The 22,775-nt window shown below is 72.0% G+C and carries 19 protein-coding genes; 9 read left to right on the top strand and 10 right to left on the bottom strand.

What is annotated here, in order from left to right; translation table 11 throughout:
• Positions 1–131 precede the first annotated feature (131 nt).
• The 3 genes from ACFC1W_RS03880 to ACFC1W_RS03890 all read left to right on the top strand — a co-directional run bounded on the left by ACFC1W_RS03880 (position 132) and on the right by ACFC1W_RS03890 (position 5,704).
• Positions 132–2,852: a DUF4062 domain-containing protein gene (locus ACFC1W_RS03880; RefSeq protein ID WP_375988839.1), complete on the top strand. Its 2,721-nt coding sequence runs from the start codon at positions 132–134 to the stop codon at positions 2,850–2,852.
• 93 nt (positions 2,853–2,945) lie between these two features.
• The gene (locus ACFC1W_RS03885) at positions 2,946–3,071 is read left to right on the top strand and encodes a hypothetical protein (protein ID WP_375988841.1); all 126 of its coding nucleotides are present in this window, start codon (positions 2,946–2,948) and stop codon (positions 3,069–3,071) included.
• Positions 3,065–5,704, top strand: a complete 2,640-nt coding sequence (locus ACFC1W_RS03890; RefSeq protein WP_375988844.1) for a DUF4062 domain-containing protein — start codon at positions 3,065–3,067, stop codon at positions 5,702–5,704. Before ACFC1W_RS03885 ends, ACFC1W_RS03890 begins: the two co-directional genes overlap by 7 nt.
• Positions 5,705–5,715: 11 nt before the next feature.
• Here ACFC1W_RS03890 and ACFC1W_RS03895 read toward each other — a convergent pair whose 3' ends face one another.
• Both ACFC1W_RS03895 and ACFC1W_RS03900 read right to left on the bottom strand, forming a co-directional pair.
• A complete protein-coding gene (locus tag ACFC1W_RS03895; RefSeq protein WP_375988847.1) occupies positions 5,716–7,260 on the bottom strand; it encodes a 5-oxoprolinase/urea amidolyase family protein in 1,545 nt (514 codons plus the stop codon).
• Positions 7,254–8,009: a LamB/YcsF family protein gene (locus ACFC1W_RS03900; RefSeq protein ID WP_375988850.1), complete on the bottom strand. Its 756-nt coding sequence runs from the start codon at positions 8,007–8,009 to the stop codon at positions 7,254–7,256. The genes ACFC1W_RS03895 and ACFC1W_RS03900 overlap by 7 nt, the downstream gene beginning before the upstream one ends.
• A gap of 106 nt (positions 8,010–8,115) precedes the next feature.
• On the opposite strand from ACFC1W_RS03900, the gene ACFC1W_RS03905 reads away from it, so the two are divergent.
• On the top strand, positions 8,116–9,852 hold the full coding sequence (locus tag ACFC1W_RS03905) for an ABC transporter ATP-binding protein (RefSeq protein ID WP_375988853.1): 1,737 nt from the start codon (positions 8,116–8,118) through the stop codon (positions 9,850–9,852).
• 63 nt (positions 9,853–9,915) lie between these two features.
• Here the strand turns inward: ACFC1W_RS03905 and ACFC1W_RS03910 are convergent, their stop codons facing one another.
• The 3 genes from ACFC1W_RS03910 to ACFC1W_RS03920 form a co-directional block, all read right to left on the bottom strand.
• Positions 9,916–10,878: an ABC transporter permease gene (locus ACFC1W_RS03910; RefSeq protein WP_375988856.1), complete on the bottom strand. Its 963-nt coding sequence runs from the start codon at positions 10,876–10,878 to the stop codon at positions 9,916–9,918.
• A 61-nt stretch (positions 10,879–10,939) separates the two neighbouring features.
• On the bottom strand, positions 10,940–11,944 hold the full coding sequence (locus tag ACFC1W_RS03915) for an ABC transporter permease (protein WP_241113002.1): 1,005 nt from the start codon (positions 11,942–11,944) through the stop codon (positions 10,940–10,942).
• 87 nt (positions 11,945–12,031) lie between these two features.
• Positions 12,032–13,699, bottom strand: coding sequence for an ABC transporter substrate-binding protein (locus tag ACFC1W_RS03920; RefSeq protein ID WP_375988859.1), 1,668 nt, complete (start codon positions 13,697–13,699; stop codon positions 12,032–12,034).
• Positions 13,700–13,955: 256 nt separating this feature from the next.
• Here ACFC1W_RS03920 and ACFC1W_RS03925 point away from each other — a divergent pair, with 256 nt between their 5' ends.
• The 3 genes from ACFC1W_RS03925 to ACFC1W_RS03935 all read left to right on the top strand — a co-directional run bounded on the left by ACFC1W_RS03925 (position 13,956) and on the right by ACFC1W_RS03935 (position 15,978).
• Positions 13,956–14,819: a spermidine synthase gene (locus tag ACFC1W_RS03925; RefSeq protein ID WP_375988861.1), complete on the top strand. Its 864-nt coding sequence runs from the start codon at positions 13,956–13,958 to the stop codon at positions 14,817–14,819.
• Positions 14,820–14,931: 112 nt separating this feature from the next.
• The gene (locus ACFC1W_RS03930; RefSeq protein WP_241112999.1) at positions 14,932–15,459 is read left to right on the top strand and encodes a tetratricopeptide repeat protein; all 528 of its coding nucleotides are present in this window, start codon (positions 14,932–14,934) and stop codon (positions 15,457–15,459) included.
• A gap of 30 nt (positions 15,460–15,489) precedes the next feature.
• Positions 15,490–15,978, top strand: a complete 489-nt coding sequence (locus ACFC1W_RS03935; protein ID WP_375988864.1) for a SprT-like domain-containing protein — start codon at positions 15,490–15,492, stop codon at positions 15,976–15,978.
• A 57-nt stretch (positions 15,979–16,035) separates the two neighbouring features.
• On the opposite strand, the gene ACFC1W_RS03940 is transcribed toward ACFC1W_RS03935, so the two are convergent.
• A complete protein-coding gene (locus ACFC1W_RS03940; RefSeq protein ID WP_375988867.1) occupies positions 16,036–16,677 on the bottom strand; it encodes a 2-phosphosulfolactate phosphatase in 642 nt (213 codons plus the stop codon).
• Positions 16,678–16,752: 75 nt separating this feature from the next.
• On the opposite strand from ACFC1W_RS03940, the gene ACFC1W_RS03945 reads away from it, so the two are divergent.
• On the top strand, positions 16,753–17,277 hold the full coding sequence (locus tag ACFC1W_RS03945) for a hypothetical protein (protein ID WP_375988870.1): 525 nt from the start codon (positions 16,753–16,755) through the stop codon (positions 17,275–17,277).
• Between the two features lie 80 nt (positions 17,278–17,357).
• Here ACFC1W_RS03945 and ACFC1W_RS03950 read toward each other — a convergent pair whose 3' ends face one another.
• Together ACFC1W_RS03950 and ACFC1W_RS03955 are read right to left on the bottom strand one after the other, a co-directional pair.
• Positions 17,358–18,827: an FtsX-like permease family protein gene (locus tag ACFC1W_RS03950; protein ID WP_375988873.1), complete on the bottom strand. Its 1,470-nt coding sequence runs from the start codon at positions 18,825–18,827 to the stop codon at positions 17,358–17,360.
• Positions 18,824–19,606, bottom strand: coding sequence for an ABC transporter ATP-binding protein (locus tag ACFC1W_RS03955; RefSeq protein ID WP_375988876.1), 783 nt, complete (start codon positions 19,604–19,606; stop codon positions 18,824–18,826). The genes ACFC1W_RS03950 and ACFC1W_RS03955 overlap by 4 nt, the downstream gene beginning before the upstream one ends.
• Positions 19,607–19,744: 138 nt before the next feature.
• On the opposite strand from ACFC1W_RS03955, the gene ACFC1W_RS03960 reads away from it, so the two are divergent.
• A complete protein-coding gene (locus tag ACFC1W_RS03960; RefSeq protein ID WP_375988878.1) occupies positions 19,745–20,434 on the top strand; it encodes a hemerythrin domain-containing protein in 690 nt (229 codons plus the stop codon).
• A 115-nt stretch (positions 20,435–20,549) separates the two neighbouring features.
• Here ACFC1W_RS03960 and ACFC1W_RS03965 read toward each other — a convergent pair whose 3' ends face one another.
• Entirely contained in the window at positions 20,550–21,188 is a 639-nt protein-coding gene (locus ACFC1W_RS03965; protein WP_375988880.1) for a response regulator, read from the bottom strand.
• A 115-nt stretch (positions 21,189–21,303) separates the two neighbouring features.
• Complete coding sequence (locus tag ACFC1W_RS03970) at positions 21,304–22,515, bottom strand: sensor histidine kinase (RefSeq protein WP_375988883.1); 1,212 nt, start codon at positions 22,513–22,515, stop codon at positions 21,304–21,306.
• Positions 22,516–22,775 lie beyond the last annotated feature (260 nt).

The raw sequence follows: 22,775 nt of genomic DNA on the forward strand, positions 1-22,775 counted from the left end.
GCCTCGCCGTGAAGCGAGGGCGCGCAGGCACAGCCGACCACCATATGAGGGCAGGGGGAATCCAAGAGCGCAAGGACCCACTATACGCCGGATGACGCGCCATGTCCAGCCGGATCCTTGACGAGCTTCGGATGCTGCGGTATAACCGCGCCGGACGGTGGACGGATGCGGCATCCCACCCCCACAATGAGCGGATGACGCTGGGGAGTCGAGGGGGCTCGGGGACGGCGATCCGCACGCCCGACCAGCGTCTGCGCGTGTTCGTGAGCTCGACGCTCAAGGAGCTCGAGAACGAGCGGAGTGCCGTCCGCGCGTCCGTCGAAGCGCTCCACCTCGCCCCGGTGATGTTCGAACTGGGCGCCCGCCCGCATCCCCCGCGCGACCTCTACCGGTCGTACCTGGCGCAGAGCGACGTGTTCGTCGGCATCTACGCCGACAGCTACGGCTGGGTGGCGCCGGGCGAGGAGATCTCGGGACTCGAGGACGAGTACCGGCTGGCCCCGCCCGGCATGCCGAAGCTCATCTACCTGCGCGAGTCGGCGGGCCGCGACGAGCGCCTCGCCGAGCTCGTCCGGCGCATCCAGGAGGACGACACCGCCTCGTACAAGGGCTTCTCGTCACCCGACGAGCTCGCGCGGCTGGTCGAGGCCGACCTGGCCGTTCTTCTCGCCGAGCGGTTCGACGCGTCGCGGCGCGGCGAGCCCTCCCCCGCGCCGACGCCGGCGACGCCGATTCCCGCCGCCTACACGCGCATCATCGGCCGCGAGCGCGAAGTGGCGGAGGTCGTCGAGCTGCTGGCCTCGGGCGCCCACCGCGTCGTGACGCTGCTCGGTCCCGGCGGCATCGGAAAGAGCCGCCTGTCGCTGGAGGTGGCGGAGGCCGCCCGCGCGCACTTCCCCGACGGCGCCGTGTTCGTCGCCCTCGAGAACGTGTTCGAGGAGCGCCTCCTCCTGCCGACGATCGCGTACGCGCTCGGCATCCGCGACAGCGGCGACCTCCCCGTCGAGGAGAGGCTCGCGCGGGCGCTGTCGACGAAGCGCATGCTGCTCGTGCTGGACAATTTCGAACAGCTCGTGGATGCGGCCGCCCAGCTGGTCGCGCTCTACACCGTCGCACCGCACACGACGTTCCTCGTCACCAGCCGCGCGGTGCTGCGCGTGCGCGGCGAGCGCGTCTACGACGTGCCGCCGCTGCAGACGGCCGACGCGGGCGCGCCGCGCTCGATCACGCGGGCGGCGCGCTCCGCCGCGGTCCAGCTCTTCGTCGAGCGGGCGCGCGCTGTGAAGCCCGACTTCGCCCTCACCGACGAGAGCACGTCGGCCGTCGTCTCGCTGTGCCGGGCGCTCGACGGCCTGCCGCTGGCGATCGAGCTCGCCGCCGCCCGCATGCGCCTGCTGACACCCGAGATCGTGCTGGAGCGTCTCCACGGCCCCCGCTCCGTCCTGCGCGATGCGGCGCGCGATGTGCCGGAGCGTCAGCGCACGCTGCGCGCCACGATCGACTGGTCGGCGGGGCTGCTGCAGCCGGACGAGCGCGCGATGCTGTGCGATCTGGGGGTGTTCTCCGCGGGGTTCACGCTCGAGGCGGTGGAGTCGGTGGCGGCGGGCCGCCCCTGGGAGCCGCGCGCCGTGGACGCCCTCGAAGTCCTCATCGACAACTCGCTCGTCGCCCAGTCGGAGGTCGACGGCCATGCGGTCTTCACGATGCTCGTCACCGTGCGCGAGTACGCCGTGGACCACCTGCGCGAGACGGGCGACGAGCGCCGGATGCGCGACTCGCACGCCCGGTACTTCCTCGAGCTCGCCCGACGCGTCGCCCCCTCCCTCGGGGGCGCCGATCAGCGCAGCGCGACCCGCCGGCTCGACCTGGAGCGCGGCAACCTCCGCACCGCCGTCCGCCACCTGATCTCGGTCGGCGACGCCGACGCCGCGACCGAGATCGCGTGGCGGCTCTACATCTACTGGTGGCTGCGCGGGTACTTCTACGAGGTGCGGGTGTGGATGGAGGAGCTGCTGGGCGCAGCATCCGATATGTCTCCTCACGCCAGAGCGGTCGCCCGCTTCTACTTCCTCTGGTCGGAGATGTGGCGCACCGACGAGCGCGACGGCGTCGTGGGCGGCCTGCTCGAGTCGGCCGCGCTCTTCGACGAGGCCGGTGACGACTTCGGGGTGACCATGGCCGAGGCGACCGCGGGGCTCGCCCGGATCACGATGGGCGATCCCGACGTGGCATCGACGGCCGTCACGCTCGAACGATGCGCCGGCCGGTTCCGCGAGGGCGGCCAGCGCTGGGGCGAGGTGCTCGCCCTCATCGCGCTCGGCCGGCTCGAGTGGGCGCTGGACGACCCCGAGGGAGCGGCGCGGCGGTTCGCCGAGGCAGCCACGGCTGCGCGCGAGGGCGGAGGCATCTTCGGGCTCTCGGTCGCCACGCACCATCTGGCCCGCGCGCGCCTGCTGGCGGGGGAGACGGATGCCGCGGCCTTCGGCTTCACGGAGGCGATGCGCATGTCGATGGAGCTGGATCACGACGAGGGCATCGCCTACGCCATCGAAGGCCTGTCGGCGATCGCCTCCCTGCGCGGAGATGTCGAGACCGCCGCCCTGCTCGCCGGCGCCGCGGAGAGCACGCGCGAGCGGCTGACGATGTTCGACGCACCCCAGTTCGTCTTCCACCTGCGCTATCTCGCCGCCGCCGGCGGCGAAGGGCCGCAGGTAGACGAGGCGGTCGCGCGCGGACGCACCTGGTCGGCCCGCGAAGCCGCCTCGTTCGCGGTGCGCCGCGTGCCGGCCGTCGTGCCCACCGGCCGGGAGTCGGGCACCGAGTCTGCGCGGGCTGCCGCGGAAGCCGGATAGCGCGATCCGGCCGGTGCGCGCAGATCGAAGGCCCGGCTGCGGCACCGCACGAATGTCTGGCGCGACCGGCGGTTCAGGGTCCAAGATGTCGTCATGACTGGGGAGTCGTTCCCCGCGATCCGCACTCCCGATCAGCGGATCCGGGTGTTCGTCAGTTCGACCCTGCGCGAACTGACCGACGAACGTCGCGCCGCGGGAGAGGCCCTGCAGCGATGGTGAACCTGCAGCAGCCGCATCCCGTCATCCGCACTCCCGATCAGCGGATCCGGGTGTTCGTCAGTTCGACCCTGCGCGAGCTGGCCGACGAACGTCGCGCGGTCCGCGCCGCGATCGAGCGGATGCGCCTCGCCCCCGTCATGTTCGAACTCGGCGCACGCCCCCACCCTCCCCGCGAGCTCTACCGCTCCTACCTCTCCCAGAGCGACGTGTTCGTCGGCATCTACGGCTCCAGCTACGGCTGGGTCGCGCCCGACGAAGAGATCTCCGGCCTCGAGGACGAGTACAACCTCGCCCCCAAGACGATGCCCAAGCTCATCTACATCAAGAACGCCGATACCCGAGACGAACGCCTCGCCGACCTCATCGCGCGCATCCAAGCCGACGACACCGCCGCCTACCTCCACTTCCACTCACCCGAAGACCTCGAAGACCAGGTCGCCGACGACCTCGCCATGCTCCTCGCCGAGCGCTTCGATGAGTCGCAGATCGCGGAGGACATCGACCCGGAGGCGGCCGCGGCCGCGCTCGTCGCGCGCGTCCCCGTGCCGTACACGACCACGATCGGACGCGACGACGACATCGCGGCCGTGCGCGACCTGCTCGCCCGCGGCACCGACCGGGTCGTGAGCCTCATCGGTCCCGGCGGAATCGGCAAGAGCCGTCTGGCGATCGAGACGGCGCTCGCCACCGAGGACCTCTTCCCCGACGGCATCTACTTCGTGCTGCTCGAGGGCGTGCTCGAGCCGGGCCTGCTGCTCCCCACGATCGCCTACCACCTCGGCATCCGCGACAACGGCGAAGCGGCGCTCGAGGAGCGCATCTCGCATGCGCTCGAGGAGCGCAAGGTGCTCGTCGTGCTCGACAACTTCGAGCAGATCGTCGAGGCCGCGCCGGTGCTGGTGCGGCTGTACACGGTCGCGCCGACGGCGACCTTCCTGGTGACGAGCCGTGTCGTCCTGCGCATCCGCGGCGAGCGCGTGTACGAGGTGCCACCGCTCTCGACCCCGCCCGGCAACAACCCTGCGAGCGTCGACCGCGCCACCCGCTCCGCCGCGGTCTCGCTCTTCCTCGATCGCGCCCAGGCCGTGAAGCCCGGGTTCGAGGTGACGGAGGAGAATGCCGCCGACCTCGCCGACATCTGCCGGCAGCTCGACGGACTGCCGTTGGCGATCGAGCTCGCGGCCGCGAAGGTGCGCATCCTCACACCCGCCGGCATCTCCCAGCGGCTCGGGCAGAGCCTCCCCCTCCTCACCGCCGCCGTGCGCGATCTGCCTGAACGGCATCGCACCATGCGGGCGACCATCGACTGGAGCGTGAGCCTGCTCCCCGACGAGCAGCGCGAGCTGCTCGAGGATCTCGGGGTGTTCGCGACGCGTTTCACGCTCGACGCCGTCGAGGCGCTGGGTGTCGGCCGGTCGTGGGAAGGGCTCGAGATCGACGCCCTGGCGGCGCTGGTCGACGCGTCGCTCGTGAAGCAGACCGAGATGGGCGGTCGGTCGGTGTTCTCGCTGCTCGCGATCGTGCGCGAGTACTCGCTCGGACGCCTCAAAGCGCGCGGTGAAGCGGACCGGGTGCGCGCCGCACACGCCGACTACTACTTCGACCTCGTGCGCCGCGTGGCTCCCGGCCTGGGGGGCCAGGCGCAGGCGGAGGCGGTCGTGCAGCTCGGCCTCGAGCTGCCCAACCTGCGGGCCGCCGTGCGGCATCTGATCTACACCGACCGCCTCGACGACGCGGCTGACTTCGCGTGGTGCCTGCTCATCTACTGGTGGATCTCGGGGTTCTTCGCCGAGGTGAGACTGTGGATGCTCGAGCTGCTCGACAAGCAGCATGACCGCCCCATCACGCAGCACACGCGCGCGGTGGCGTGGTTCCTCGCGCTGTGGGGCGAGATGTGGCAGCGGCCGAGCGAGCAGGTGGTCGCCGGGCTCGGCGAGTGCGTGCGGCTCTTCACCGAGAGCGGTGACGAAGGCGCTGCGGCGATGGCCCTCGCCGCCCGGGCGACGGCGCGCGTGCAGCTGCGCGACCCGAACATCGCCAAGGCCGAGAAGGAGCTCCGCAAGGCGGTCGCGAAGCTGCGGGAGTTCGGCAACGACTGGGCGGAGGCGATCACCGAGGTGTCCCTCGGCCGCCTCGCCTGGGTGCGGGGAGAGACCGACACCGCCCTCGGGCACTTCGACCGGGCGACCGAGCTCGCCTCGGCGGGCGGCGACATCTTCACGACCTCCGTCGCGGGCAATCTCCGGTCCCGCCTGAACTTCCAGCTGGGCAACATCGAGGAGGCCGAGCGCGAGTTCATCCTGACGCTCCTGCTGTCGGTGCGCCTGCACTACGAGGAGGGCGTCGCGTACAGCCTCGAAGGCATCTGCGCGGTGGCCGCCGCCCATGGCGAGGCCTGGCGCGCGTCCGCCCTGGCCGTCGCCGCCGGGGTGATCCGCCGGCGCATCGGCATCTTCGACGTCGGCGCCTTCACGGTGCACACGCCGTACCTCGACATCCTGCGCGGTCGCGATCCCGACAGCGTCGCCGCCGGAGAGGCGGCGGGGGCCGAGCTGAGCGTGCCCGAGGCGGTGCGGCTCGCCCTCCCCCAGAGCGAGCACCAGGGCGTGGCCGACGCGCTCCGTCACTGGTGACGCGGGGGCCGCTACTCGGTTCGACGTGCGTGGCGGAAGCGGATACGGGTTCCGGGCCGGGCCTGCGCGACGAGGTCGAGCGAGGCATCCGTCACCACCGCGATGACGGGGTAGCCGCCCGTGACCGGACCATCGGCGAGGAGGACCGTCGGCCGGCCGCTCGGCGGCACCTGCAGCGCCCCCGTGACCATGCCCTCGCTGGGCAGCTCTCCCGTGCGCGCACGCACCAACTCGGGACCGTCGAGCCGCGCACCCACGCGGTCGGCGTGGTTCGACACCGTCCAGACCGACTCGTACAGCGTCGTCAGCGCATCGCGCGTGAACCAGTCCTCGCGCGGCCCGGGCGCGAGTTCGATCTCCAGCTCATCGTCGTGCGGCGCGCCCCAGGGTGCGACCAGGCTGGGGGGGATCGGATTGGATGCCGCGTCCGCGACGCCCACCGCGGTCCCCGCGCGCAGCGGCTCGGGCCCGAGCCCGGCCATCACATCGGTCGACCGGGAGCCGAGTACGGTGCGACCCTCCAGCCCGCCGCGGACGGCGAGGTACGCCCGCGCGCCGTGAGCGAACCAGTCGAGGTGCAGCTCGGCGCCGCTCGGCCACTCATGCGCGTCGTACGGATCGACCTCGCGCCCGTCCAGGAAGACGGGTCCCCATGCGCCCGTCACCGCGAACCACAGGTCCCGCCGGGCGACCGCGCGGAAGCCGCCCATCGTGATCTCGATGCCGGTCGCATCCTCGGGATTGCCGATCAGCCGATGCGCGGTCCGCAGCGCAGTGCGATCCAGCGCGCCCGAGCCCGCGACGCCCAGCGACGCGGCGCCGGATCGGCCGGCGTCCTGCAGGGTCGCCAGCAGTCCCGGCTCGGTGACGACGAAGCCGGGGGCCACCGCCTCCGGCGGGGCTGTCGCGCGCGACGCTGCGGGCGGGACGTCCGGCGCAGCGCGGAACCGCACGCGCATGCCCGGGGTGAGCAGCGCGGGGGACGCGGCATCCGGATCGAACAGCGGTGCTGCCGTGCGACCGATCAGCCTCCAGCCGCCGGGGGTCTCGCGCGGGTACGCTCCTGCGAAGCCCGCGGCGAGGCCGACCGCGCCGGCGGGCACGCGCGTGCGGGGAGTGTCCAGGCGCGGGACGTCGTACGGCCAGTCGTCGCTGACGAGGTACCCGAATCCCGGCGCGAAGCCGGTGAAGGCCACGGTCCAGGCGGCATCCGTGTGCCGGCGGACGAGCTCATCGGCCGTCAGGCCCAGCAGGGCGGCGGTGCCGGTGAGGTCGTCGCCGTCGTACGCGACGTCGATCTCGACGGTCGGGCCGTCCCCCGCCGTGCGATGCTCCGCGGCCGCGGCGGTGCGCTCGGCCCACGCCCGCGCTGCCGACAGGGGGATCGCGCGGGGGTCGACCCGCACCAGCACGGTGCGGGCGGCGGGGACGAGGTCGATCACGCCGTCGGGACGGGATGCCTCGAGCCCGGCGTGCAGGGCCAGCACGTCGTCGAGTGTCGCGGTCTCGAGCAGGAACGCGCGCTCGCCGACCGGCCGCACCCGCACGCTCACCACGGCGCGCGCACCTCGATGCCGGCGTCGTCGAGTGCGGCCCGCACCGCCCGGGCCATCTCGACCGCGGACGGCGAGTCGCCGTGCAGGCACAGCGACACGGCGTCCGCCTCGATGAGCGAGCCGTCGACGGCCTGCACGACGCCGTGACGCACGAGGCGGACGGCGCGATCGGCGACCGCGTAGGCGTCGTCGAGCAGGGCGCCCGGCGACGTGCGGGCGACGAGCCCGCCGTCAGGCGCGTAGCCGCGGTCGAGAAACGCCTCACGGACGAACGGAAGACCCACGGATGCCGCGGCCGTCGCGATCTCGCCACCCAGACCCAGCACGGGCAGCGCGCGCCCGATCAGGTCGGACTGGTCGGCGACGGCGCGGACCACCGCATCGGCCTGCCGGCGGTCTGCGGTGACGGCGTGGTACAGCGCGCCGTGCGGCTTGACGTACCGCACGTCGGCACCGGCGGCGACGAGCGCGCCGAGCTGCACGGCGACCTCCGCCGCGAGCAGGTCGGGGGCGATCGCGATCGCCGTGCGACCGAAGTCGGCGCGGTCGGGGTAGGCCGGATGTGCGCCGACGGCGACGCCGAAGCGAGCGGCCCGCACGACCGCCTCGCGCATGGAGGCGGCATCCCCCGCATGCCCGCCGCAGGCGACGCTCGCGCTCGAGATCACCGCGAACATCGCCTCGTCGTCCGCAGTGGGCACGCCGTCGACGGTCTCGCCGAGGTCGGCGTTCAGGTCGATGGCCGCCATGCCTCCACGGTAACCCCGCCGGATCCCGCCGCGCCGGGCGTTACGACTCCGTAAAGGCTGTGCACGGACGCGTGCACGACGGGCCCGCGGAAGGCAGGATGGACGAATGGCCCGCTCCACCGAACGTCCCGCGGCCGGGACGCCGCTCCTCCAGGTCCGCGACGTCGGCGTCGAGTTCCGCACCATCGATGGCCCGGTGCACGCCGTCGAGGAGGTCGACCTCGACCTCGCCGCAGGTGAGACCCTCGCCATCGTGGGCGAGTCGGGATCGGGCAAGTCGACGACCGCGATGGCGATCATCGGACTCCTCCCCGGCAACGGCAAGGTCACCAAGGGCAGCATCCTGTTCGAGGGCGAAGACCTCGTCGGGGCGCCCGAGAGCGTCATGCGCACCGTGCGGGGCGGTTCGATCGGCCTGGTGCCGCAGGACCCGATGTCGAACCTCAACCCGGTCGTCAAGATCGGCACGCAGATCGCCGAGACGCTTCTCGCCCACGGGCTCGCCACACGCAAGAACGTCGACCAGCGCGTCGTGGAGACCCTCGCCGCCGCCGGCCTGCCCAACGCCGCCGACCGGGCGAAGCAGTACCCCCACGAGTTCTCCGGCGGCATGCGCCAGCGCGCGCTCATCGCGATCGGCCTGGCCTGCAACCCCAAGCTGCTCATCGCCGACGAGCCGACGAGCGCCCTCGACGTGACGGTGCAGAAGACCATCCTCGACCAGCTCGACCGCATGACGAGCGACCTCGGCACGGCCGTCCTGCTCATCACCCACGACCTGGGGCTCGCCGCCGAGCGCGCCTCGCGCGTGGTCGTGATGAACCGCGGCCGCATCGTCGAGCAGGGCCCCGCCCGTCAGATCCTCGAGGATCCGCAGCAGCCGTACACGCAGGCGCTCGTGAAGGCGGCACCCTCCGTGGCGGCCGTGCGACTGCGGCCGGAGGTGTTCCGGAAGACGACGACGTCGCCCGCCGACACCGCGGGGCCCGATGCCGCGCCCGCCGGGACGACCGAGCCGCGCCGTCCGGAAGAGCCCGCGGCCGCGGCATCCGCCCCCGACAACATCGTCGAGGTCGAGGGACTGACCAAGGTCTACAAGGTGCGCGGCAGCAAGGACGACTTCACCGCCGTCGACGACGTGTCCTTCGCGATCCCCCGCGGCGAGACCGTGGCGATCGTGGGCGAGTCCGGCTCGGGCAAGACCACGACCGCGCGCATGATGCTCAAGGTGGTCGAGCCGACCAGCGGGTCGATCCGCTTCGACGGCCAGGACGTCGCCGCGCTCAAGGGCCGCGACCTGCGGCAGTTCCGCCAGCGCGTGCAGCCGATCTTCCAGGATCCGTACTCTTCGCTCAACCCGATGTTCTCGATCGAGCGCATCATCTCCGAGCCGCTCGAGTTCTACCGGCGCGGGTCGGGCAAGGAGCGGGCGGCGCGCGTGCGTCAGCTGCTCGACGACGTCGCGCTGCCGCAGTCGATGCTCCGGCGGTACCCGTCCGAGCTGTCGGGCGGCCAGCGGCAGCGCGTCGCGATCGCCCGCGCACTCGCGCTCTCGCCCGACCTGATCGTGTGCGACGAGCCGGTGTCGGCCCTCGATGTGCTCGTGCAGGACCAGGTCCTGCGCCTGCTGCGCGACCTCCAGCAGGAGTACGGCCTGAGCTACCTGTTCATCTCGCACGACCTCGCGGTGGTGCGCCTGATCAGCGACTACGTCTGCGTCATGAAGGACGGCGCGCTGGTCGAGGCCGCGTCCAGCGAGGAGATCTTCACCAACCCGCGCGACCCGTACACGCGCCGGCTGCTCGCGTCGATCCCCGGCAACGAGCTCGACATCGCCGTCTGACGCCTCTCGCCTGCGACACGGCCCCCGGAACCGCAGCGGTTCCGGGGGCCGTTCGCGTCGGGGTCAGCGCTTGCGGGTGCGGGGGTCCATAGCCTCGCGGAGCGCCTCGCCGAGCAGCGTGAAGCCGAGCGCGGTGATCATGATGCAGATGCCGGGCAGGAAGGCGAGCCACGGCGCGATCGCGAGCTCCGCCTGCGCGTACGTGAGCATGCGTCCCCACTCGGCCGTCTCGGGGCGGCCGCCGCCGAGACCGAGGAACGACAGGGCCGCCGCCTCGATGACCGCGGTCGCGAGACTCAGCGTGCCCTGCACGATGACGGGGCCTACAGAGTTGGGCATCACGTGGCTCATCGTGATCCGGCCGCGGCCGAGACCCAGGGTCTGCGCCGAGAGCACGTAGTCGGCGCTCCGCTGCTGCAGCATCGACGACCGCAGGAGACGCGCGAACACGGGGACCTGCGCGACACCGATGGCGATCATGACCGAGAACGGCGTCTGGCCGAGAAGTGCGGCGATGGAGACGGCGAGCAGAAGGCTCGGCACCGACAGCAGGATGTCGACGAAGCGCATCAGGATGTTGTCGACCTGTCCGCCGAACATACCGGCGATGAACCCGATCAGTATGCCGCCGATCAGGCCGAACGTCGTCGACACGACGCCGATGATCAGCGACGCCTGAGCACCCCAGATGAGCTTCGACAGCACATCGCCGCCGAAGCGGTCGAGGCCGAGCGGGAACTGCGGCAGATCCCCCGGGCCCGGGATGTGGGTGGGCGTGATGTAGGCCTGTCCCGGGAGCGCATTCGGGGGATACGGGGCGAGCCACGGCGCCAGGACGGCGACGAGGACGAAGAAGAAGACGATGACCCCACCGACCCAGGCCGAGGGGTTGTGCATCAAGCGACGGAAGACGTCGCGCCAGAAGCCACCGCCGCCCGTGCGGGCGCCGAGCAGTTCACCGTCCGTGATCGCAGTGTCGTCGACGGGACCGCCGGACGGTGCAGGAGGCAGCATTGCGGAGGTCATGCGAGACCTCCCGCCGCGGGGATCATCGTGGTCATGCGGGACCTCCCGCCATGGAGCGCGATCATGAGACCCTCACTCTCGGATCGATGAAGCTGTACGACACGTCTACCGCCAGGTTGATGAGGGCGTAGCCGATCGCGATGAAGATGATGAAGCCCTGCAGCACGGCGTAGTCGCGCTCGAAGATCGCATCGGCCATGAACTGCCCGACGCCGGGATAGGCGAACACCTTCTCGGTGAGGACCGCGCCGGAGATCAGCAGGCCGGTCTGCAGGCCGACGGTCGTCACCACGGGGAGCATCGCGTTGCGGAGGATGAAGCGATTGCGGATCGTGCCCTGCGAGACGCCCTTCGCGCGGCCGGTGCGCACGTAGTCGGAGTTCTGCACCTCGAGCACCGAGGCGCGGGTGATGCGCACGATGATCGCGAGCGGGATCGTGCCCAGCGCGATCGCCGGGAGGATCAGGTGGAGGATCGCGTCCCAGGCGGCGTCGAACTCTCCCGTGAGGATGCCGTCGAGGACGTAGAAGCCCGTGGGATGCGTCGCGTCGATGCGGGGGTTCTGGCGTCCGTCGGACGGGAGCCAGCCCAGCTGCACGGCGAAGACGTACTTGAGGATGAAGGCCAGGAAGAACACCGGGATCGTGATGCCGATGAGGCTCGCGACGACGGCGAAGTGGTCGGCGGCCTTGCCGTGGCGTCGGGCGGCCCAGTACCCGAGCGGGATGCCGAACCCGACGGCGAAGATGAGCGCCGCGATCGCGAGCTCGAGCGTCGCCGGGAAACGGAGCGCGAACTCCTCGAGCACGAGCCTGCCCGACATGATCGACGCGCCGAAGTTGCCCTGGAACAGCGAGGCGATCCAGGTGAAGTACTGCTCGATCAGGGGCCGGTCGAACCCGTAGAGCTCGTTGATCCGCTCGATGGCCTCGGGCGTCGCCTTCTCACCGAGGATGGCGACCGCCGGGCCGCCCGGGAGGGAGCGCACCCAGAGGAACAGCAGGATCGACAGGCCGAACAGGGTGGGGATGAGATACAGGACTCGTTTGCCGATGACGCGCAGCACTACACAAGACTCCGGGTTCCAGGATGAGAGGGGAACGCGGATGCCGCGGGTCAGGCGTGTGCCCGACCCGCGGCATCCGTCAGTTCGTCACTCGGTGAGGACGATCTGGTTGAACACCTCGTCGTTGACCGGGCTGGCCGGGTACGACTCGACGCGCGGGTCGAAGGCCAGCGACGGAGCGGGGTGGGCCAGCGGGACGCCGGGGTTGAACTCCGCGATCATCTCGTTGATGGCCAGGTACTGCGCCGTCTGCTCCTCGATGTCGGCTGTGCCGCGGGCCTCGGTGAGCGCATCGAACAGCTCGGGGTTGTCGAAGCCCCACTCGTTCGAGGCCTGTCCGAAGAAGACGCCGACGAAGTTGTCGGTGTCGTTGTAGTCACCGGTCCAGCCGAGCAGGTGCAGACCGTGGTCCGCGCCGCCCTGGATGCGGTCGAGGTACGCCGGGTTCCACTCGTTGCCCGCCGGAGTGACCGTGATGCCCACGGCCTCGAGCTGCGAGGCCAGGTTGGTGAAGATCTGCTCCGGGTTGGGCATGTACGGACGCGACACGTTCGTCGGGTAGTTGAACATGAGGGTCAGACCGTCGGGGTAGCCCGCCTCGGCGAGCAGCTCCTTGGCGCGCTCCGGGTCGTAGTCGTACGTCGTGACGTCCTCGTTCCAGCCCGTGACCACCGGCGGGATGAACTGCGTCGCGACCTCGGTGCCCTCGGGCAGGACCTGGGTGACCAGGGCCTCCTTGTCGATGGCGTGGTGGATCGCCTCGCGCACGAGCGGGTTCGCGAGCTCCGGAACGGCCTGGTTCATGCCGAGGTAGAGGATCGTGAACGGGTCGCGCTGCATGACGTTGTAGCCGGCCTCCTCGAGGGCGGCTGTGTCAGCGGGGGCGACGAGGTCGTAGCCGTCGATGCTGCCCGACTCGAGCGCCTGACGGCGCGCGGTGGTGTCGCTGATGGTGCGGAAAATGATCTCCTGCACCTGACCCTGCTCGCCCCAGTAGTCGGGGTAAGCCGTGAGGGTGACCTGCTCGCCCGGCGCCCACTCGTCGAAGACGAACGGACCGGTGCCGGTCGGGTGCGCGTTGGCGTACTCGCTGAGCGTGGGGGACTCCTCGGTGCCGCCCACGCCGTCGGCGTCGTACTCGGTGAGAGCCGTCGGGCTCTGCATCGAGAAGGCGGGGAGCGAGAGGGCCGCGATGAAGCCGGCGAACGGCTGCGTGAGCGTGACCGTCGCGTGCGTCTCGTCGTCGGCCGTGCAGGACTCGTAGACCGCGGTCTCGGGCGAGTCGGCGAAGCCCTTGAAGAGCGAGCCGTAGTAGTACGACAGGCTCTCGGACTGGGCGAGGCCGGTCCAGTTGTACCAGCGCTCGAAGTTCGCGCAGACGGCTTCGGCGTTGAAGTCGGTGCCGTCGTGGAAGGTGACACCCTCCTTCAGCGTGAAGGTGTACGACAGACCGTCCTCGGACTGCTCCCAGCTCTCGGCGAGGAGCGGGGCGGGGTCGGCCGTTCCCGGCTCGACACCCACGAGTCCCTCGAAGATCTGACGCGCGACGCGGAAGGTCTCGCCGTCGCTGGCGAAGGCGGGGTCGAGACCCGAGGGGTCGTTGGATGCCGCGAAGACGAACGTCGAGTCGACGTCGCTCGCCTCGCCGGTCTCGCCGCCGCCGCCGCGCTCGCTGGCGCAGGCGGTGAGGACGACGGCGCCGATGGCGACCGCCGCGGCGCCCGCGAGAAGGCGCCTCTTCGAAGTGTGGAGCATGTGCTGTGCACCTTCCAGGTCATGTGGGCGCCGCTCACGACTTCGTGCAGGCGAGGCGTGGGGTGCCCTCAGGGGGTGTGATGCATCGACGCTACCTGGACGCGGACGCTGCGGCGATTACACCTATGTCTCGATTATGTTTCGACCGCGCAGACGTCCAGCGGCTCAGCGATGTGCTCGGGGGCGACGCCGTCGTGGGTGCAGATGTGTCAATCCGGACCCGGAGCCGCGGTCGGACCGCGCTAACGTGAGGGTCATGGCACGCGGGGGGAACGAGGCATCCGCTCCCTCGGCGCGTCTGCTCGACGGGACCATCGCCTCGGTCGTCCCCTCGGCGTTCGGCGGCGGATGGGAGCTCGACGTCGACGGCACGCCCCAGTCGCATGTCGACCTCGACGACCCCACCCACCTGCACTTCGAGTACGTGGCGCGCATGGGCGCGGTGATCGACAGACTGCGCATGCCGGGCCAGCCACTCACCGCGATCCATCTCGGTGCCGGCGCCCTCACGATCCCCCGGTACGTCGAGGCGACGCGGCCGGGCTCGCGGCAGCAGGTCGCCGAGCTCGAGCCGGCGCTGTGGGACCTCGTGCGCGAGAATCTTCCGCTCCCGCGCGGGGCATCGATCCGCGTGCGGATCGGCGACGCCCGCGCGGTGCTGGGCCGCCTGCCCGCGGGGCTGGTCGGCGCGGCCGACCTCGTCGTGTCCGACGTCTACTCGGGCGCCCAGACGCCCGCCCACCTCACCACCGTGGAGTTCTACACCGAGGCTGCGCGCTTCCTCGCGCCCGACGGCGTGCTGCTGGTCAACGTCGCCGACGGCGCCGGGCTCGCCTTCGCCCGCCGCCAGGTCGCGACGGTCGCGGCGGTGCTCGATCACGTCATCGTGCTCGCCGAGGTGCAGACGCTGAAGGGTCGTCGCTTCGGCAACCTCGTGATCGCGGCATCCCGAGCTCCCCTCCCCACGGAGTGGCTGCCGCGCCTCATGGCGGCCGGTCCCCACCCCGCGAAGGTGGCACAGGGCGCCGAGGTCGTCGAGTTCGCCCGCGGCGCCCGGGTCGCGACCGACGGCGACGCGACGGACTCGCCGAAGCCGTCGTCGTCGCTGTTCGACCGCTGACCGTCGCTTTCGACGGCGGTGGGATGCCGCGCCCCGGCGTGGCACGGCCGGACAGCGCTCCCCCGGCGGCACACTGGATCCAGCGAGCTGACCGTGTGCGAAGGGAGTCGCTGTGAGCTACATCCGCGGGTACGACCCCGACACCCTCCGCGAGAAGGTGGATCCCCGTCAGTGCAAGGAGCGCCTCGACGAGATCGGCGAGCAGCGCAGCCTTCCGGCCCTGCTCGAGCGCGTGTGGCTGCTGAAGGTGCTCGACCGCACCGAGGACGCCCTCGTCGTCTCGGAGCAGTCGGTGCGCGTCGCCCGCATGGCCGGCACCCGCAAGGACCTCCTGCGCGCCCGCATCCTGCACGCCTCGGTGCTGCAGACGCGCGGTGCGTACGCCGCGGCCGACCAGGAGCTCACGACCTGCGCCGAAGAGGCTGACGGCCAGGGCTGGGCCGGCATCGCCGCGTTCGCCTACCAGCACCGCGGCCGCACGCACTACGAAGCCGGCGACTACGAGTCGGCGCGACGGGACTTCAAGCGGGCGCTGTTCCTGCGCCAGGAGTCCGGAGCGCCCGACGACCAGCTCGAGTCCACGCTGCTCGCCATCGATGCCGCCGACCGGCGCCGGGCCGCGGCATCCGTCGCCAGCTGACTGTCGCAGCCACCCCCTACTCTCGCGTTCATGTCGGACCTGCATCGCGTGCGTCTCTGGGCTGAGGCGCTCATCTCGACCCACCTCGACGACTCATGGTCGTTCGGGTTCGACAACGCCAAGCGCCGTGCCGGACTGTGCGACTACACGAGCCGTCGCATCAGCGTCTCGCGCTACCTCGCGGCACGCCACGACGACGACACCAACCACCAGACGCTGCTGCACGAGGTGGCCCACGCGCTCGCCGGGCCGGCCGCGGGTCACGGCGCCAAGTGGAAGGCCGTCGCCCGCGACCTCGGCTATGTGGGCGGCACCACCCACCACGGCGAGACGGCCACCGAGCTCGCGCCGTGGGTGGGCGTGTGCCCGGCCGGGCACGTCGCGTACCGGCACCGCCGCGCCACCCGTCCGACCTCGTGCGCGAAGTGCGCGCCGCGCTTCGACGAGCGGTTCGCCTTCACATGGACGCGGCGCGAGATCACCCCCGCGACGCGCCTGGCGGCGATGACCCCGCGCTGACCCGGGAGGGCGCGGCGGGAGTCGCGGCGGCGGGCGCCCAGGCGCGGGGTCCTGGTGTCAGAAGGCTCCGAACGCGCCCTCGCGAAGGACGGGCACGACGGATGCCGCGTCCACGGCGGCTGCGGCGAGCACCTCGTCCCGCCGTCCCGCCGCCTCGAGCTCGCGGCCGGAGCCGCTCGCGGTGACGAGGTGCCGTGCGGCGCCGCGCAGCGCCCGGAACCCCTCGCCCGCGACCGCGGCGTCGGGCGATGAGTGATCGATGCCGAGGTCGGCGAGCGCGTCGACGACGGCTCCCGCGCCGAGCAGGTCTTCGACGGCGAAGCGCAACGGGGCGACGGCGTCGGCCGAGACCCGCTCCCCGCAGGGGATGACGGCGATGCTCGTGCGGTCCCCGCGCTCGTACTGGATCGCCATGATCGCGCGCGCCACGGCGGACGCGTTGCGCAGGCCGCCCAGGAGCACGGTGGCGCCCGATCCGGCCGCGGCCTCGGCGACGGCCGCGCCGTTGATGGAGACGGCGTGGGCCGCGGCATCCAGTTCCACCGTCCTGCCGTTCTCGACGGCCTGGATGACCGTCGACGAGAACCGGAGCACGTCGACCACCACGATGACGTCGCTGGGCGCGACGCGCACGAGACCGTCGACGCCCCAATCGAGACGCACCTGGTAGGAGGACTGGTCGAACAGGTGCCCGGGCATCCCTCCAGCGTACGGCGGCGCGTGTCGCACCTCCGCCCGCCGGGGCGCCCGCGGTGCACGGTGCGAGACTGGAGCATGCGCATTCTGCTCAAGCTCGTGATCGACTGCGACGCCGACGCCGCGTGGCGGGCCCTCCACTCGCCCCGCGCGGTGGCGGAGCTCTACGGCCCCGCGCTCGGGTTCGAGCCGCTCGTACCCGACGGGCTGCCGACGGCATGGTCGCCGGGCGACGACGTGCCCGTGCAGCTCTCGGCCTTCGGTGTGCCGTCCGGCCGCCAGCTGATCCACGTGAGCGAGCGCATGGTCGACGAGGCGGCGGGCCCGGTGCGTATCTTCCGTGACAGCGGCATCCCGCTCACCGGTCCCCTCGCCAGCCTCGACGTGTGGGACCACCAGATGGCGGTCTCGCCCGCGCCGGGCGAACCGTCCAAGACACTCTGGCGCGACCGGCTCGTGATCGGCGGGCCGACGGCCCCCGCGCTCTGGCCGGTTCTGTGGGGCATGTGGCAGTGGCGCGCCGCCCGCATCCGCACCCTCGCTCCGAGCTGGGCCCACGACCCCGAGGCCGAGGCCGACGCCGACGCCGACGCCGCGATCTGACAGCGCCGGCTCCCGGAACGAGGCGAGCGGATGCCGCGGCCGAAGCCTGGCCGCGGCATCCGGGGTCCCTCGCGGACGGCTCAGTCGGCGAGCGCCTCGATCGGGGCGACCCGCGTCGCCAGGCGCGTCGGAACGACCGCGGCGACGAGTGTGAGCACGGCGGTCGCGACCACGATGAGCGCGATGGGCAGCCACGGCACCGCCGGGGCGACGAACGTGGGCGACTGCCACGCCGGGGGGACGGCGACCGAGCCGAGCACGGACTGCGCTCCGGCCCATCCGTAGACCGTGCCCAGCACCAGCCCGGTGACGACGGCCGCGATCGTGATGTGCGCGGCCTCGAGCATCACCATGCGACGCACCTGACTGGTCGAGACGCCGAGCGAGCGCAGCAGCCCGAGCTCGCGGCGGCGCTGCACGACGCCGATCGTCAGGAGGTTGACGAGTCCCACGGCGGCGATGACCGCCGAGACGGCGACGAGACCCATCATGATGCCGGCGAACATGTCGAGCAGAGCCTCGAAGTCGCGATCGATCTCGCCGCCGCCGGACGCGGCGACGACCGCCTTCACTGTCTCGAGAGCCACCGCGAACATCGTGACGAGCGTCACACCGATGACGACGCCGATCGCCATGCGGCTCGATCGCTCCGGGTAGCGCAGGGCGTTCTCGGCCGCGAGTCGCGAGGTCGCCGAGTCGCCGAACAGGCGGCCGACCAGGCGCAGCACCGGCGGCATGACCATCGTCGAACCCAGCACGAGGCCGGTGAACGACAGCAGCCCGCCGAAGAACGCGACCACCACGCCGAGGGGCGAGACCAGACCGAGCACGATGCCCGCCGCCAGCAGCGCAGCGCCCGAGGCGAACAGGCCGATCGCGGCTCCGTTGCGCCCCCTGCGGCGGGCGTACGAGTCGTGGGATGCCTCGACCGACCCACCGAGCGCCTGCAGCGGCGTCACGGTCAGCACACGTCGCGACCCCACCCAGGCCGCGGCCCACGTGGTGAGCACCACGATGATCGCCGGGATGGCGAGCACCGCCTGCACGACCGAGTAGCCGACGTCGGGAACCCCGAGGACCGCCTCGGCGAGCGCGATGCCCGCGGCCGCCGCGAGCATCCCGGCGAGGAGGCCGACGACGGCGCCGATCGCGCCGATGACGAGACCCTGACGGGCGATCTCGTTGCGCTGCGAGTACGCCGATGCTCCGATCAGACGCATCAAGGCGATGCGCCGGGTGCGGCCCGCCACGATCGTCGAGAACGTGTTGGCGGTCACGATCGCGGCGACGTACACGGCGACGCCCACGAGGATCACCGTCATGATCACGAGCACCGCGGCCAGCGTCTCGCTGTCGCCGATGTACGGGTCGGCGTCCATGATCGCCGCGAGATACCCCGTCGCGGTGAGGAGCAGTGCGCCGAAGGCGCTCGAGATAGCGGCGACGAGGATGCTCGCACCCATGCCGCGCTCGCGCAGCCACGCGAGGGGGCGCGCGGCCGGGGGCTGCGGCATCCGCTCGACTCGTTCCGGTGCGGTGACCGCGGTCATGACGCCACCGCCGGCTCGCTGGTGCCGAGCTCGCTCGCGAGCATGTACGCCGAGATCTCCTCGGCGGTCTGACGCGGCTTGTCGGCGACGATGCGTCCGTCGCCGAGGAAGAGCACGCGGTCGGCGTGGCTCGCGGCGATCGGGTCGTGCGTCACCATCGCGATGGACTGGCCGTGATCGCGGCTGGCGGCCGCGAGGAGGCCGAGCACCTCGCGGCCGGTGCGCGAGTCGAGGTTGCCGGTGGGCTCGTCGGCGAAGACCAGGTCGGGCGCCGTCGCGAGGGCGCGGGCGATGGCCACGCGCTGCTGCTGGCCGCCCGAGAGCTCGTGCGGCCGGTGCCGCAGCCGCGGCGTGAGGCCGAGCGCCTCGATCAGGCCGTCGATGCGGGCCTTCTCGAGAGCCGTCGGACGGCGTCCGTCGAGGTCGAACGGCAGCAGGATGTTGCCCAGCGCGTCGAGCGTCGGCACGAGGTTGAACGCCTGGAACACGAAGCCCACGCGACGGCGGCGCAGGATCGTGAGCTCGAGGTCGGAAAGGCCGGTGATATCGGTGTCGCCGATCCACGCGCGACCCGAGCTCGGGGCATCCAGTCCCGCCATGATGTGCATGAGCGTCGACTTGCCCGAGCCGGACGGCCCCATGATCGCGGTGAACTCGCCGCGGCGGATGCCCACCGACACCTCATCCAGTGCGCGGACGGTGCTCTCGCCGCGGCCGTAGGTCTTCGTGAGCTGCTGGACCCGCGCCGCGAGCCCCAAGTCGGTCGATGTGATCTCCATGCCTTCGACGCTACGAACGGCAGGCGGGGCGGCGCGTCGGCCTGGCGAGGCATCCGGGTACATCTGCAGGATGATCTCTTCCGCGCGCCGGGGCACGGGTCTAGGGTCGCGGCAGGCCACCGATCACGAGGAGATCCGATGCCCGCCACGCCCCTGCCGCCGAGCGGCGACCTGCCCGCCGGGCCGAAGACGTGCGACGCCGGCGGGATGATCGAGATCCATCGGCTCTTCCGGCGCACGTTCGGCGAGGGCCCGGACCTGGTGCGCGGCGTCGCCCCCGGCGACACCGCACACGCGGCCGCGGTCGCCACGCAGCTCGAGACGCTGTCGATCGCGCTGCACACGCATCACGAGGGCGAGGACGAGCGCTTGTGGACCGCGCTCGACGAGCGGGCGCCGTCGTGCGCGACGCACGTCGCACGCATGAAGGAGCAGCACGCCGAGATGCTCGTGCACCTCACCGCCCTCGACGGGGCACTGCCGGCCTGGCGTGCGTCAGCGTCGGAGGCGGACTCGGTGCCCGTGCTCGCGGCGCTCGACGGGATCAACGCCGCCCTCGCGGTGCACCTCCCCGATGAGGAGGCGAACATCGTGCCCGTCATGGAGCGCACGATCACCGAGGAGGAGGTCGAGTGGTTCGCCGAGCACGGACGCAAGGCCGTGCCGAAGGGGCAGACCTGGCAGCAGCTCGGCGAGATCCTCGCGTCGCAGCCCGACGGCGGCGACGCCTGGCTGCGCACGCACATGCCGGTGCCCGGCCGGCTCGCGTGGCGCCTGATCGGCCGGCGCCGGTACGCCAAGCACCGCGCCGTCCTCGAGGGTCGCTGACCCCGCGGCGCGGGCCGGACGGCGCAGGGCAGCCGACCGCGCGGAGCACATCAGCGGTCCGGACAACGCTACGGCGCCCGCCGCAGGCCGCCCGGGCGCAGCCCGGGTGCCGCTGCTACGCCAGGCCGTGCTCGAAGGCGAACACCACCAGCTGCACGCGGTCGCGCAGGCCGAGCTTGGTCAGGATGCGGCTGATGTGCGTCTTCACCGTCGCCTCCGACAGGAACTCCCGGGCCGCGATCTCGGCGTTCGACAGGCCGCGGGCGGCGAGCGCGAAGATCTCGCGCTCGCGCTCGGTGAGCCCACCGTAGGCGGGCGGAACGGGCCGGGGTGCGGCATCCGCGAAATGAGCGAACAGGTCACGGGTGGCGGATGCCGCGATCACGGCCGATCCCGAATGCACGGTGCGGATGGCGGCGAGCAGGAATTCGGGGTCGGCGTCCTTCAGCAGGAATCCGCTGGCGCCCTGTCGGATCGCGCGGGCCGCGGCCTCGTCGAGGTCGAACGTCGTGAGCATGACGATGCGCGGAGGCTCGGGGTCGGCGAGCAGCTCGGCCGTGGCGGTCAGGCCGTCCATGACCGGCATGCGGATGTCCATCAGCACCACGTCCGGGCGGGCGGAGCGGACCACGTCGAGCGCCTCACGTCCGTCGGACGCCTCGGCGACGACCTCGAGGTCGGCCTGCGAATCGACCAGCATGCGGATGCCGGCGCGGAACAGCGCCTGGTCGTCGACGAGTGCGACGCGGATCATCGGGCCTCCCCCGGTCGTGCGCAGAATCGGAGATCATGGGCGGCACGCCGGGCCGCGACATCCGTCACCGGCGTGTCGTGGACGATCTCCGCCGTTACGTCGCATGGACCCCGGCTCACGTGGCCGCCCCGATCGGAAGCGAGGCGCGCACGACGAATCTCGCACCCTCGGCTGTCGCGGCGAGGCTGCCGCCCACGAGCTGAGCCCGCTCCCGCATGCCGATCACGCCGTGGCCCGCGGCGGGCGGCGCCGCCGGCTCCGCGACGCCGTTGCCGACCTCGAGCTCGACTCGCGCGGGGTGCCACGCGAGCCGCACGTCGACGGTGCCGCCGTCGCCGTGGCGCAGTGCGTTGGTGAGCGCCTCCTGCAGGATGCGGTACACCGCCAGCTGCACGCCGGTTGGCGGTTCGCCGCTCGGCGCCGGATCCACGTCGACGCGCAGGTCGACGCCGGCCGCGCGCACCTGGGCGTAGAGCGCCTCGAGGTCGGCGAGCGTCGGCTGCGGCCCGTCGGCCTGACTGTGGCGCAGCTGCGTCAGCAGCAGCCGCACATCGGCGAGCGCGGTGCGTGCGGTGGTCGAGATCGTGGCGAGCGTGGCCGTCGCGACCGAGGGATCGGATGGTCTCGACACACCGGCTTCGCCGGCAGTCGACGCGGCGGACGCGATGGCATAAAGCGCCCCGTCGGCCTGGGCGATCACCACCGCGAGCGAGTGGGCGACGACGTCGTGCATATCGCGGGCGATCCGCACGCGCTCCTGCTCGACGACGGCCTCGGCCTCGGCGCGCTCCTGCGCCCGGCGGTTCTCGCGCGCCCGCAGCGACGTGCGCACGAGGGCGCCGACCGTCCACGACAGCAGCAGCGCGAACCCGGCCGCCACGAGCACCGCCAGCGCGATCGGAATGGTGCTCCACGTCACGCCGCTGCCCGACCCGAAGTACGGCCCGATCGCGAGGTACACCGTGATGACGACGGCGCCGAGGAACGACGAGGCGAAGCCCAGCCAGAACACCCGCTGCGTGCCGTACGCGGCCGTCGCGTAGAGCACCGCGAAGATGGCGACGTCGGCGACCCCCGGGGGCCGGCCGAACGACATCTGCGCGATCGCGGCCAGCCACGCCACCCCGAGCGCGATGCCCGGCGACAGCCGTCGCACCGCCAGCGCGGCCGCGAGCAGCAGCGTCATGACGACCGCCGACAGCAGGCCGAACGAGAATCCGTTGAGCGGGTCCGTGTACTGGATCTCCAGCGGCAGTGCGATCGCCGCGAACAGCCCAGCGACCACCACGTCGACGAGGAGCTGGTACGGCTTCAGGCTGCGGAACACCGTTTCACGGTACGCGAGAGCGGATGCCGCGGCATCCGTCCCGAGATGTACAGCGCCGGTGCGGGCATCCGTCCCGGGATGCAGCGGCCCGCGAGCGCCAGCACTCCTATGGTCTGCCCAGCCGACCATTGCGGCGCGCGGGACGAGGCTTTACTGTCGCGTCACAGGCCGAAACCGACGGGAAACGTCGAGTCGACAGGATCAGGGGCAAGGCAGCCCCCAGGTCTCGCCCCGTCGGTCCCAGCCCGAGGGACCTCGAT

Origin of the sequence: Microbacterium sp. NPDC056003, assembly GCF_042274785.1 — a bacterium.
In the GTDB taxonomy this organism is placed as follows: Bacteria; Actinomycetota; Actinomycetes; order Actinomycetales; family Microbacteriaceae; genus Microbacterium.

What these genes read in the sequence shown, in the direction of transcription:
- ACFC1W_RS03890 (WP_375988844.1), top strand. Translation starts at nt 3,065, where the DNA reads ATGGTGAACCTGCAGCAGCCGCATCCCGTCATCCGCACTCCCGATCAG.
- ACFC1W_RS03920 (WP_375988859.1), bottom strand. Translation starts at nt 13,699, where the DNA reads ATGCTCCACACTTCGAAGAGGCGCCTTCTCGCGGGCGCCGCGGCGGTC.
- ACFC1W_RS03940 (WP_375988867.1), bottom strand. Translation starts at nt 16,677, where the DNA reads ATGCCCGGGCACCTGTTCGACCAGTCCTCCTACCAGGTGCGTCTCGAT.
- ACFC1W_RS03955 (WP_375988876.1), bottom strand. Translation starts at nt 19,606, where the DNA reads ATGGAGATCACATCGACCGACTTGGGGCTCGCGGCGCGGGTCCAGCAG.
- ACFC1W_RS03945 (WP_375988870.1), top strand. Translation starts at nt 16,753, where the DNA reads ATGCGCATTCTGCTCAAGCTCGTGATCGACTGCGACGCCGACGCCGCG.
- ACFC1W_RS03950 (WP_375988873.1), bottom strand. Translation starts at nt 18,827, where the DNA reads ATGACCGCGGTCACCGCACCGGAACGAGTCGAGCGGATGCCGCAGCCC.
- ACFC1W_RS03910 (WP_375988856.1), bottom strand. Translation starts at nt 10,878, where the DNA reads ATGACCTCCGCAATGCTGCCTCCTGCACCGTCCGGCGGTCCCGTCGAC.
- ACFC1W_RS03880 (WP_375988839.1), top strand. Translation starts at nt 132, where the DNA reads ATGCTGCGGTATAACCGCGCCGGACGGTGGACGGATGCGGCATCCCAC.
- ACFC1W_RS03965 (WP_375988880.1), bottom strand. Translation starts at nt 21,188, where the DNA reads ATGATCCGCGTCGCACTCGTCGACGACCAGGCGCTGTTCCGCGCCGGC.
- ACFC1W_RS03900 (WP_375988850.1), bottom strand. Translation starts at nt 8,009, where the DNA reads ATGGCGGCCATCGACCTGAACGCCGACCTCGGCGAGACCGTCGACGGC.
- ACFC1W_RS03925 (WP_375988861.1), top strand. Translation starts at nt 13,956, where the DNA reads ATGGCACGCGGGGGGAACGAGGCATCCGCTCCCTCGGCGCGTCTGCTC.
- ACFC1W_RS03960 (WP_375988878.1), top strand. Translation starts at nt 19,745, where the DNA reads ATGCCCGCCACGCCCCTGCCGCCGAGCGGCGACCTGCCCGCCGGGCCG.
- ACFC1W_RS03905 (WP_375988853.1), top strand. Translation starts at nt 8,116, where the DNA reads ATGGCCCGCTCCACCGAACGTCCCGCGGCCGGGACGCCGCTCCTCCAG.
- ACFC1W_RS03885 (WP_375988841.1), top strand. Translation starts at nt 2,946, where the DNA reads ATGACTGGGGAGTCGTTCCCCGCGATCCGCACTCCCGATCAGCGGATC.
- ACFC1W_RS03935 (WP_375988864.1), top strand. Translation starts at nt 15,490, where the DNA reads ATGTCGGACCTGCATCGCGTGCGTCTCTGGGCTGAGGCGCTCATCTCG.